Source organism: Dietzia papillomatosis NBRC 105045 (assembly GCF_001570845.1).
GTDB classification, from domain to species: domain Bacteria; phylum Actinomycetota; class Actinomycetes; order Mycobacteriales; family Mycobacteriaceae; genus Dietzia; species Dietzia cinnamea.
Genome location: NZ_BCSL01000025.1, coordinates 43,168 through 54,953 on the forward strand (window position 1 = coordinate 43,168; position 11,786 = coordinate 54,953).

At 70.5% G+C, this 11,786-nt stretch carries 8 protein-coding genes and 1 pseudogene; 5 read left to right on the forward strand and 4 right to left on the reverse strand.

Features of this window, described 5'->3' with window-relative positions:
• The first annotated feature begins 62 nt into the window (after window positions 1-62).
• The gene (locus DPA01S_RS10290) at window positions 63-3,935 is read left to right on the forward strand and encodes a multifunctional oxoglutarate decarboxylase/oxoglutarate dehydrogenase thiamine pyrophosphate-binding subunit/dihydrolipoyllysine-residue succinyltransferase subunit (RefSeq protein WP_198150755.1); all 3,873 of its coding nucleotides are present in this window, start codon (window positions 63-65) and stop codon (window positions 3,933-3,935) included.
• Between the two features lie 82 nt (window positions 3,936-4,017).
• On the opposite strand, the gene DPA01S_RS10295 is transcribed toward DPA01S_RS10290, so the two are convergent.
• The 4 genes and pseudogenes from DPA01S_RS10295 to DPA01S_RS10310 all read right to left on the reverse strand — a co-directional run.
• Window positions 4,018-4,932 (reverse strand): glycine betaine ABC transporter substrate-binding protein, encoded by a 915-nt coding sequence (locus tag DPA01S_RS10295; protein ID WP_232303100.1) that lies wholly within the window; start codon window positions 4,930-4,932, stop codon window positions 4,018-4,020.
• A 132-nt stretch (window positions 4,933-5,064) separates the two neighbouring features.
• Complete coding sequence (locus DPA01S_RS10300; RefSeq protein ID WP_082767582.1) at window positions 5,065-5,670, reverse strand: suppressor of fused domain protein; 606 nt, start codon at window positions 5,668-5,670, stop codon at window positions 5,065-5,067.
• The gene (locus tag DPA01S_RS10305; RefSeq protein WP_061227646.1) at window positions 5,670-6,176 is read right to left on the reverse strand and encodes a YflT domain-containing protein; all 507 of its coding nucleotides are present in this window, start codon (window positions 6,174-6,176) and stop codon (window positions 5,670-5,672) included. Before DPA01S_RS10305 ends, DPA01S_RS10300 begins: the two co-directional genes overlap by 1 nt.
• Window positions 6,173-7,261 (reverse strand): annotated as a pseudogene (locus tag DPA01S_RS10310) (HpcH/HpaI aldolase/citrate lyase family protein); the annotation flags it as partial. The pseudogene DPA01S_RS10310 and the gene DPA01S_RS10305, both read right to left, overlap by 4 nt.
• A 15-nt stretch (window positions 7,262-7,276) precedes the next feature.
• Between DPA01S_RS10310 and DPA01S_RS10315 the strand changes: the two are divergent.
• The 4 genes from DPA01S_RS10315 to DPA01S_RS10330 all read left to right on the forward strand — a co-directional run bounded on the left by DPA01S_RS10315 (window position 7,277) and on the right by DPA01S_RS10330 (window position 11,531).
• A complete protein-coding gene (locus tag DPA01S_RS10315) occupies window positions 7,277-8,587 on the forward strand; it encodes a magnesium transporter MgtE N-terminal domain-containing protein (protein ID WP_007631682.1) in 1,311 nt (436 codons plus the stop codon).
• A complete protein-coding gene (locus DPA01S_RS10320; protein WP_061227645.1) occupies window positions 8,584-9,135 on the forward strand; it encodes a DUF1003 domain-containing protein in 552 nt (183 codons plus the stop codon). The genes DPA01S_RS10315 and DPA01S_RS10320 overlap by 4 nt, the downstream gene beginning before the upstream one ends.
• 125 nt (window positions 9,136-9,260) lie before the next feature.
• Complete coding sequence (locus DPA01S_RS10325) at window positions 9,261-10,352, forward strand: lytic transglycosylase domain-containing protein (protein ID WP_061227687.1); 1,092 nt, start codon at window positions 9,261-9,263, stop codon at window positions 10,350-10,352.
• A gap of 39 nt (window positions 10,353-10,391) precedes the next feature.
• Window positions 10,392-11,531: an Mrp/NBP35 family ATP-binding protein gene (locus tag DPA01S_RS10330; protein WP_007631677.1), complete on the forward strand. Its 1,140-nt coding sequence runs from the start codon at window positions 10,392-10,394 to the stop codon at window positions 11,529-11,531.
• The last annotated feature ends 255 nt before the right edge of the window (window positions 11,532-11,786 follow it).

Consider the following 11,786-nt stretch of genomic DNA (forward strand, 5'->3'; position numbering starts at 1 on the left):
GTCTAGCCTGGACCCATTGACGTGTGAAACCCACCACAGAATCAGAGAGGCACCACAAGATCGTGAGCAACAACGTCTCACAGTTCGGACAGAACCAGTGGCTCGTAGACGAGATGTACGAGCGGTTCGCCCAGGACCCGTCCTCGGTGGACGAGTCCTGGCACGAATTCTTCAAGGCCAACCCGGAGGCCGCCTCCTCCACCGGGTCCGGCTCCACCAACGGCACAGCCCCGCGCGGAACGGACGGAGCCGAAGACCGGGCGCGGTCCGGCGGTGAGACCCGAGCGTCGTCGAAGCAGTCGGCCAAGGCGACGGGTGCGACCGCCCCGGCCGAGACCGGGTCCTCGGCGGAGAAGAAGACGAAGAAGGCCGCGGATCTGACTGTGGACGATGTGACGCCGACCGCGTCCGCCAAGGACGTCGCGGCCAAGCCGGACGCCGACGCGTCCCCGCGTCGCAAGGCGCGGGGACAGGGCGTACCCGCCCCCTCGGGAACCCCGGAGACACGCAGGAAACCCGATACGCCGGCGGTCGGCAAGCCCTCCCGTCCGCAGTACACCCCTCCGCAGGAGACGGAGACCAAGGCGCTGCGCGGTGCGGCCAACGTGATCGTCAAGAACATGAACGCGTCGCTCTCACTGCCGACCGCGACCTCCGTCCGCGCGGTCCCGGCCAAGCTGATGATCGACAACCGGATGGTCATCAACAATCATCTCAAGCGCACACACGGTGGGAAGATCTCCTTCACCCACCTCATCGGGTACGCGATGGTGCAGGCCATCAAGGCGTACCCGAATATGAACAACCACTACGAGGAGATCGACGGCAAGCCGCACACCGTCACCCCGGCGGGGATCAACCTCGGACTGGCCATCGACATGAAGACCAAGGCCGGTCGCTCGCTCGTCGTCGCGGCCATCCGCAACTGTGAGGCGCTCGACTTCCGCGGCTTCCTCGACGCCTACGAGGACATCGTCGCCCGCGCCCGCGAGGGCAAGCTGACGATGGACGACTTCTCGGGCGTCACGGTCTCGCTGACCAACCCGGGCGGTATCGGCACCGTGCACTCGGTGCCCCGTCTGACCGTGGGTCAGGGCGCGATCCTCGGTGTGGGCGCCATGGAGTACCCCGCCGAGTTCCAGGGTGCCAGCGAGGAGCAGCTGGCCAACAACGCCGTCGGCAAGATCACCACACTGACCTCGACCTACGATCACCGGATCATCCAGGGCGCGGAGTCCGGCGAGTTCCTGCGTGAGATCCACCGCCTGCTCCTCGCGGACGAGTTCTACGACGAGATCTTCGACGCCCTCGGCATCCCGTACGAGCCCGTCCGGTGGCGCCAGGACATCACCGATCCCCGCGTCGACAAGGACGCCCGCGTCCTGGAGCTCATCGCCGCGTACCGCGATCGCGGCCACCTCATGGCCGACATCGACCCACTCGACGGGAAGCACGCGCAGCGGCGCCGCACCTTCCACCCGGATCTCGACGTCAACTCGCACGAGCTCACCCTGTGGGACCTCGACCGCAGGTTCTCCGTCGGTGGATTCGTCGGCAAGGACAAGATGCGTCTGCGCGACGTGCTGGCCGCGCTGCGCGCCGCCTACTGTCGCAAGATCGGCATCGAGTACACCCACATCCTCGAGAACGAACAGCGCCAGTGGATCCAGGAGCGCATCGAGGGGGTCGACGACAAGCCGACCGTCGCCGAGCAGAAGTACATCCTGTCCAAGGTCAACGCCGCCGAGGCATTCGAGACCTTCCTGCAGGCCAAGTACGTGGGTCAGAAGCGGTTCTCCCTCGAGGGCGCCGAGTCCGTCATCCCGATGATGGACGCGGTCATCGACGAGGCCGCCGAGTTCAGCCTGGACGAGGTCGTCATCGGCATGCCGCACCGCGGTCGCCTCAACGTGCTGGCGAACATCGTCGGCAAGCCCTACCGCCAGATCTTCACGGAGTTCGAGGGCAACATGGACCCCTCGGCCGCGCACGGTTCGGGCGACGTGAAGTACCACCTCGGCGCCGAAGGCATCCAGTACCAGATGTTCGGCGAGAACGAGATCAAGGTCTCGCTCACGGCCAACCCGTCCCACCTCGAGGCGGTCGACCCGGTTCTCGAGGGCATCGTCCGCGCCAAGCAGGACCTCATCGAGGACCCGGAGTGGCGCGCCGAGTACCCGGTCGTGCCGCTCATGCTGCACGGTGACGCCGCGTTCGCCGGCCAGGGTGTCGTCGCCGAGACGCTCAACCTCTCCCAGATCGACGGTTACCGCACCGGTGGGACGATCCACATCGTGGTCAACAACCAGATCGGGTTCACGACCGCCCCCGAGGCCGGCCGCTCCAGCCAGTACGCCACGGACGTCGCCAAGATGATCGGCTCGCCGATCTTCCACGTCAACGGCGGCGACCCCGAGGCGTGTGTGCGCGTCGCCCGCCTCGCGATGGACTTCCGTCAGCAGTTCAAGAAGGACGTCGTGATCGACCTCGTCTGCTACCGCCGTCGCGGGCACAACGAGGCCGACGACCCGTCGATGACCCAGCCGCGGATGTACGAGGTGATCGACGGTAAGAAGAGCGTCCGCCAGTCCTACACCGAGGATCTCGTCGGCCGTGGCGACATCACCGAGAAGGAGGCGGAGAACGCCCTGCGCGACTTCCAGGGCCAGCTCGAGCGCGTCTTCAACGAGGTCCGCGAACTCGAGAAACACCCGGTCAAGGCCTCCGAGTCGATCCTGCCCAACCAGCCGCTGCCCAAGCGCCTGGTGACGGCGGTGGACGAGTCTGTCATCCACGCGATCGGCGACGCCTTCGGCAGCCTGCCGGAGGAGTTCCACATCCACCCGCGCGTGAAGCCGGTGTACGAGGCACGCCAGAAGATGGCCTACAACGGCAACGTCGACTGGGCCTTCGCCGAGCTCCTCGCGCTCGGCTCGCTCGTCCGTGAAGGCAAGACCGTCCGCCTGGCCGGCCAGGACTCGCAGCGCGGCACCTTCACCCAGCGGCACGCGGTGGTGGTCGACAAGACCACCTCCGAGCCCTACTCCCCGCTGCAGAACCTCGAGGACGCCGAGGGCCGCTTCGAGGTGTGGAACTCGGCGCTCACGGAGTACGCGGGCCTCGGCTTCGAGTACGGCTACTCCGTCGGCGACCCCGACGCACTCGTGCTCTGGGAGGCGCAGTTCGGCGACTTCGTCAACGGTGCGCAGATCATCATCGACGAGTACATCTCGTCCGGTGAGGCCAAGTGGGGCCAGAAGTCCTCGGTCACCCTGCTGCTCCCCCACGGCCACGAGGGCATGGGCCCGGACCACACGTCCGGCCGCATCGAACGGTTCCTCCAGCTGTGTGCGGAGGGCTCGATGACCGTCGCCCAACCGTCGACCCCGGCGAACTACTTCCACCTCCTCCGCCGCCACGCCACCGACGGCATCAAGCGGCCGCAGGTGGTGTTCACGCCCAAGTCGATGCTGCGCAACAAGAAGGCCGTCAGCGCGATCGCGGACTTCACCTCCGGCAAGTTCCGGTCCGTCCTCGACGATCCGACGTTCGCGGACGGGTCCAGGGACGCGGGCAAGGTCAAGACCATGCTGCTGGTGTCCGGCAAGCTCTACTACGAGCTGGCCGCCCGCCAGGAGAAGGAGGGCCGCGACGACATCGCGATCGTCCGCCTCGAGCAGCTCTACCCGATCCCCCACCGCCGCATGCGCGAGGCGCTGGACCACTACCCGAACCTCACCGAGGTCCGCTGGGTCCAGGAGGAGCCGGCCAACCAGGGCGCGTGGAGCTTCCTCGCGCTCGAACTGCCGGAGCGGATCGACGACTTCCCGCCGCTCAAGCGGGTCTCCCGTCGCCCGATGGCCGCCACCTCGACCGGCCTGAGCAAGGTCCACGCCGTCGAGCAGAAGGCTCTGGTGGACGAGGCGTTCGCCTGACCCACCCGAACCGGGAACGGGGCCCGGCCGCCATCGGCGGCCGGGCCCCGTTCTCCTATGCGGCGCGCCGCCGCCGGGCCGGTCAGTACCCGTGCGAGTCCAACCAGTAGTTGGCCAGGGCGACGGGGGTTGAGGTCCCGAACTCCACACCCAGCAGCAGCTCACGCACGTCGTCGGTGGTCAGCTCTCCGCTGATCCGGTTGATCAGACTCAACTGGTCCTCCGAGAGCGAGCCCTTGCGGAAGACGGGCACCAGGTTCTGGGCGCGGACCGCGTTCTCGTCGTCGTCCAGTGTCACGATGTCCTCGGGGAGGCCCACCGGGTCGGCCGACTGGACCAACCCCACGCCGATCTCCCCCGCACGCAGGGCGTCGAACACCGCACGAGGATTCGGCCCCAACGGGATCCGACGGCCGAAACCGCAGTCGTACGTCTCTCCCACGGCGGCGGCCAGGTCGCCGTCAGCGAGGGCCTCCTGCCTCGCGCCGAGCGTGAGGTCACCGCACCGACCGGCCAGGTCGGACATCGTCCGCAATCCCCGGGTCTCCGACGTGTTGCGCGTGACCACGTACACCGGCGCGTCCTCGGCGGGTGCCGGGTCCGCGGCGGTGACCCCCTCCGGTAGCGCGGCCATCATCGCGGCATACACCTCGTCCCCCTCGGTCGCCGTCGCACCGGGGTCGAAGGCTCCCAGGAGCTCACCGGTGAATCCCACCGTGAAGGTCGCGTCTCCCGCGACGACGGACTCCACGACCTCCGCCTGGGTCCCGGATTGGGGTCGCGCGGTCACCCGCGAGCCGGACCGTACCAGCGCGTTGCCGTAGATGTGGCCCACGATCTCCGCCTCACCGAACGAGGCCGTCTCGATCACCGCCACCGGGTCGTCCCGGTGCGCCGGCACGATCGACGACTGCGCCTGACAGCCGGACAGAGCCATCGCCACCACACCCGCGAGCGCCACCGCGCGCCTCCCGGGCCGCCCCACCGTCCGCAGCACCCGACCACGTCCTTCCTCACACCGACCGCACCCGTCAGCGCGGACATCTCGTCCGACAGTGTCCCAGAACCGTCCCGGCGCCGTCACGCCGAGGCCCCACGTGGTCGCCGTCCGGAGTCGACGGGCCGTCCGTCAGCGGGTCAGGCCGGGGTTCACGGCGGACCGGGCGGGATCGGTGACGTCGATCCCGGCTTCCGCCCACGCCTCCTCGAGTTCGGCCGCACCCTTCATACGGACCCACGCCGCCTCCGTGTGGGTGACCGGCACGGCCCGGAACACCCGGACGGGTGCCGCGTCACCCGGCAGTTCGACGTCCGGGATCTCGGGGGCACGCAGCACCACGGCGGTGAACGCCGCGCCGGGCCACAGCGGCTCGCCCAGGTCGATCAGCGCGCCCTCGGACAAGACCAGTCCCTCCACCGCGGGCGCGGCCGCGAGCACGGCCAGGGCGCGCACCACGCCGTCCACACCGCCCCGGAGCACGAGGCTCAGCTCCGCGCGCGGCGCTGTCGGATCGGGCACGAGCGCCGACGGATCCCCCATCGGCTCGGCCGAACACCCCAGCGAGACGTACCGCACCACACCGCTCTCCAAGTCCACGAACCGGAGGATCCGGATCGGCGCGGTGCCGAGGAACGTCACCGACGCCTCCTGCGGCTCCGGTCCGTAGCGCTCCTCCAGGTGAGCGCGTACCGCCGCCGGAACCGTCGACCCGTCCGCAGGGCCTCCCGGTAGCACTACTTCAGCCCGAGCCGGGCGAGCTCGTCGCGCACCCGCTCGGCGTTGGCGGGTTCGCACAGGACGTCGTAGCGGCCCGCGACCAGCTGGGAGGTGGACGCGAAATCCCGCTTCCCGCGGGTCGCGGCGTAGGACAGCGACGCCGAGACGACGCCGAACACGGAGCCGCCGACCAGACCGGTCAGCACCACGCCCCACATGGGTTGCGTGAAGATGCCCAGGAGCAGGCCGATGAACAGGCCGAGCCACGCGCCGGTCGCCAGCCCGCCCAGCAGGACCTTCGGCCAGGTGAGTCGGCCCGTGACCCGCTCGACCTGCATGAGATCGACGCCGACGATCGTGACCTCGTGGACGGGGAAGTCCTCGTCGGCGAGGTGATCGACCGCCGCCTGGGCCTGCGCGTACGTGGGGTAGGAGCCGACGACCCACCCGGTGGGCGGTGTGGGCAGACCCGGCGTCTGGGCGCCCCGGGCGCGCGCGCCCCGCGGGTTCACGGGAGTGGTCATGAGGTCCGTCCTTCCGTTTCGTTCCCGGCGGGGTCCCGATCCGAGACGGTCATCCCGGCCGCACGGCCACGGGCGGAGACGACCAACGCCATCTTACGGCTGGCCTCGTCGAGCATCTCGTCACCGAACATCACCGCACCGCGGGCGCCGCCCTCCACCGAGGTCGAGCGCGCGTAGGCCTCGAGGATGGCCTCGGCCTTGTCGAACTCGTCCTGACGCGGGCTGAACACCTCGTTACCCGCGTCGACCTGCGCGGGGTGCAGGACCCACTTGCCGTCGAACCCGAGGGCGGCGGTGCTGGCCGCCGCGCGGCGGAAACCGTCCTCGTCGCGGACTCTGAGGAACGGACCGTCGATGGCCTGAAGGCCGTGCGCGCGGGCGGCCACCAGGATCGTCATGAACACGTGGTGATAGGCGTCGCCCGGGGCGTACCCGTCCGGCTGCTCCCCCACCGTCAGCGTGCGCATCCCGATGGAGGCCATGAAGTCGGCGGGACCGAACACGAGCGTGAGCACCCGCGGGCTGGCCGTCGCGATCGCGTCGATGTTGGTCAGACCGAGGGCGTCCTCGATCTGCGGCTCGATCCCGATGTGACCGACCGGCAGGCCCGCGGCCTTCTCCACCTGGGTCAGCACGAGGTCGAGCGCGGCGACCTCCGCCGCGGTCCGCGCCTTGGGCAGCAGCAGTGCGTCGACGTGGGCACCCGCCCGACCGACGACCTCCGTGACGTCGCGGACCGTGTACTCGGTGTCCCAGGCGTTGACGCGCACCACCACGGTGGGCGCCGCGAACCCACCCCGGCCGAGAGCGGCCACGACGTTCTCGCGCGCCTCCTCCTTCGCCGGGCCGGCCACCGCGTCCTCGAGATCCAGGAAGACCTCGTCCACTGGCAGTCCCCGCGCCTTGTCGATCATCTTCACACTGCTGCCGGGCACGGCGAGGACCGTGCGCCGTGGCCGGGCGCGCAGGTCCGCGATCGCCGAGGCGGCGTCCTCCGAAGGCGCGGCTGTCGCGTGGGGGGCTGCGGTCATCGTGGGTGGCACTCCCTTACGTCCGGTACGGCGGGCGGGCGCCGCCTGTCGGTGACTAGGTTGGTCTGCATGGCGAACCTCAACAAGGCCTTCGTCGCCAGGCTAGCCGGATTGCCCGTGATCGGCCCTGACGGGGACGACATCGGACGCATCCGGGATGTCGTGGTGACGATGCGCTCCGGGCACAAACCCCCGCGGGTCATCGGGCTGGTCGTCGAGCTACCCACGCGGCGCAGGATCTTCGTGCCCATGCTCCGGGTCGCCTCGATCGATCCGCGGTCGGTGTCGCTGGTGTCGGGCACCATCAACCTGCACCGGTTCCAGTCCAGGCCCGGGGAGAATCTCGTCCTGGGCGCCCTCGTGGACTCGGTCATCGGCGTCGAGCGCGACCAGCCCGCGGGCGAGCGCTCCGGGAACCCGGACCGCCCGACCCGGTACCAGGTCGTCGACGTGGAGATCGAACGCCAACGCTCGCGGGACTGGCTCGTGTCGCGGCTCGCCGTCCGCGAGCGCCGCGGGCGTTCCCCCCTCGGTCGGCGCGGGGAGGTGTCGATCCACCCGTGGAACCGCATCAGGGGCCTGGACGACGCGATCGGCACCCCTGAGCACGGCGCCGAGAGCCTGGTCGAGCAGTACGCCGACCTCCGTCCGGCGGACGTCGCCATCGCCCTGCGCGAACTGCCTGAGGTGCGTCGACTCGAGGTCGCGCGCACCCTCGACGACGAACGGCTGGCCGATATCCTGCAGGAGCTCCCCCACGACGAGCAGACCGAGATCGTCACCCGGCTGGAACTCGAGCGTGCGGCGGACGTTCTCGAGGCCATGGACCCCGACGACGTGGCCGACCTCCTCGGCGAGCTCCCCGAGAAGGACGCCGAGTCGTATCTCGAGCGGATGAACCCCGAGGACTCGTCGAACGTCCGGCGCCTGCTGACCTTCGACGCCGACACGGCCGGCGGGTTGATGACGCCCGAACCGATCATCCTCTCGCCGCAGACCACGGTGGCGGAGGCGCTCGCGCACTGTCGCAACCCCGACCTCAGTCCCGCTCTGGCCAGCCTCGTCTTTGTCGTCCGCCCTCCCACGGCCACCCCGACGGGCAAGTACCTGGGCTGCGTCCACATCCAGGCGCTGCTGCGCGAGCTCCCGTCCGCCATGGTCGCCGAGACGGTCGACACGAGCCTGTCGGCGTTGCGCCCCACCGACTCGGTGGACGCGGTGACCCGCTTCTTCGCCACCTACAACCTGGTGTGCGGCCCCGTAGTCGACGACGAAGGGCACCTCCTCGGAGCGGTCGCGGTGGACGACCTGTTGGATCACCTCCTGCCCGACGACTGGCGGGACATGGACCTGCACGACGACACGGAGACGGCGCGATGACCGAACCCACCGTGAGGTCGTCGCTGTCCACCCCGATGACGTCCCGCCGACCCCGGATCAGCTTCGACTCCGACGCGGTCGGCCGGTACAGCGAGGCCGTCGCCCGGTTCTTCGGCACCGGGATGTACCTGCTCATCCAGACGGTCGTGGTGATCGTGTGGATCGTCATCAATGTCGCGGTCGTGGCGCTGCGGTTCGATCCGTATCCGTTCATCCTCCTCAACCTGGCGTTCTCGACCCAGGCCGCCTATGCCGCGCCGCTCATCCTGCTCGCGCAGAACCGTCAGGAGGACCGCGACAAGGAGTCCGTCAAGGAGGACCGGCTCCGGGCCACCCAGACCAAGGCGGACACGGAATTCCTCGCCCGCGAGCTCGCGTCGGTACGCCTGTCGGTGGGCGAGACCGTCACGCGTGACTACCTGCGCCGCGAGCTCGACGACCTGCGGGATTCCGTGGAACGGATCGAGACGATGCTGGCCGGGCTCTCCACCGGCGGCGGTAACGCCGATGGCGGGAAAACCGATCCAGACGACAGGGGCCGGGGGTAACCTCGCCCCAGACGAAGCGTCGCGGGGGCGGTGCACGGCCGTGGCGCCGTCCGTTACGTCGTAGGGGGAGAATCTTGCGCCGAATCGCGCACACTGCAGACCGCCGGGTGCTCACCAGTGCAGCCGTGACCGTCGGAGCCATCACGGTCCTCGCCGCGGTCGGGCTCACGATCGACACGAGCCGCCCCGCCGCACCTGACATCACGCCGCTGGCCGAGTACTCGCCGGAGCCGCCTCCCGCGACGACGCCGCCCCCTCCCACCACCGACCCCACCACCTCGGAGCAGATCCCGGAGCCGCCGGTCGACCCCGGCGCCGCGCACATCGAGCCGGCGACGATCCCCGACGGACCGCTCGGGATCCCGGGCATCGCCCTGGACGCCTACCACCGCGCGACGGAGCGGCTCAACGCGGAGCGCCCCGCCTGCGAGATGGACTGGACCGTCCTCGCCGGGATCGGTCAGGTCGAGTCCAACCAGGGCCGCGGGCTCTTCGACGTGCGCGGCAACACCATCGGCCGGATCGTCGGCCCCCGACTCGACGGCTCCCTGCCGGGCACCGCCGTCATCACCGACACCGACGGCGGCAGATTCGACGGCGACCCCGACTTCGACCGTGCCGTCGGACCCGTCCAGTTCATCCCGTCGACCTGGGCGACGCTCGGGCGCGACGGCAACGACGACGGCGTGGCCGATCCGAACAACATCTACGACGGTGCCCTGTCCGCGGCGACGCTCCTGTGCAACCAGGGCGGGTCGATGGCGGACCCGGCGGCCCGCACCCGCGCGATCCTGGCCTACAACAACTCGCTGGCGTACGTGGCCAACGTCAACGCGTGGGCGCACGGCTACGCGGTCAACGCCTTCCCGCTGCCCTCCGATCTGCCGGAGATCCACCGACCGGAGCCCACGGTCGAGCCCCCGCGGCCACCGGAGCGCTGCCCCGAGGGCTGGGAGGGCGAGCCGACCGCCGCGCCGGAGCCCGCGAAGCCCGGAGAGGCGGAACCGCCGGTGCCCGGCTGCACGGAGGTCGCCCCGCCGGCGGCGCCGACGTCTCCCGCGACCGAGGCGCCGTCGACGGCGCCGACGCCGACAACGACGGAGTCGTCCCCGGCCGCCGCGCCCGCCCCGGCGCCGGCGCCGCCCGCCATCCCGGGCCTGCCGGTCATCGAGTTGCCCTGTATCCCGCCGTTCTGCGTGCCGCCGCCCCCGGCCTGAATCGTCACGGGGTGCCGCGACCCCTAGACTCGGGGCATCATGAGTGCACCCAGCGAAGAATCGATCCGCGCCGCACTGGCCAAGGTCGACGATCCGGAGATCCGCAAGCCGCTCACCGAGCTCGGCATGGTCAAGGGCGTCGAGGTGGACCCCGCGACCGGCCGCGTCGATGTCGGCATCTACCTGACCGTCGCCTCGTGTCCGATGCAGGACACGATCAGCGACCGCGTCCGCTCGGCGGTGTCCGACGTCCCGGGCGTCGGCGAGGTCGCCGTCGAGCTCGACGTCATGAGCGACGAGCAGCGCACCGAACTGCGCAAGCACCTCCGTGGTGACGCGGCGGAACCCGTCATCCCGTTCGCCCAACCCGGCAACCTCACCCGGGTCTACGCGGTCGCCTCGGGCAAGGGCGGCGTGGGCAAGTCCACCGCGACGGTCAATCTTGCGACGGCGCTGGCGTCCCGCGGCCTGTCCGTGGGCGTGCTCGACGCGGATATCTACGGGCACTCGATCCCGCGGATGCTCGGCACCGACGCCCGGCCGACCCAGGTCGAGCAGATGATCCTCCCGCCCGTGGCGCACGACGTGAAGGTCATCTCGATCGCGCAGTTCACGAAGGGCAACACCCCGGTCGTCTGGCGTGGTCCGATGCTCCACCGGGCCCTGCAGCAGTTCCTCGCCGACGTGTACTGGGGCGACCTCGACGTCCTGCTGATGGACCTGCCCCCGGGCACCGGCGACGTGGCCATCTCGATCGCCCAGCTCATCCCGTCGGCGGAGATCCTCGTGGTCACCACTCCGCAGCAGGCGGCCGCCGAGGTCGCCGAGCGCGCGGGGTCGATCGCGCTGCAGACCCGTCAGCGGATCGCCGGTGTCATCGAGAACATGTCGTGGCTGGAGCTGCCCGACGGCACCCGCATGGACGTGTTCGGTACCGGCGGCGGCGCGGAGGTCGCGGCCAACCTGTCCCGCTCGGTCGGCGCACCCGTCAAGCTCCTCGGTCAGGTGCCGCTCGAGCAGGCCGTGCGCGAGCACGGGGACGAGGGCACGCCGATCGTCCTGGCCGAGCCCGAGTCACCGTCGGGGCGCGCGTACCGCGAGATCGCTGACGGCCTGGCCGTGCGACCCCGGGGCCTGGCGGGGATGAACCTGGGGATCGACACCACACGTCACCTCTGACGGACCGGCATCTCGGATGGCCGGCGGGGCGTCACGCCCCGCCGCCCCCGGGCGGGGTCGCCTACAGCCCCCGGGCGGGGTCGCCTACCGCCTCCGGGCGGGCGATAGCCCACCCGACGTCCGACCTCAGGTGGCGTCGAGGTCCCAGACCGGACCGGACGCCGGCGCCGTGTCGCCGGGGGCGTCCGCGTCCCGGCCGGCCGCGGGCGGGGTGGTGGCCGGCGGGCGGGTCGAGCGGCGCGGCTCGGCCGCGGT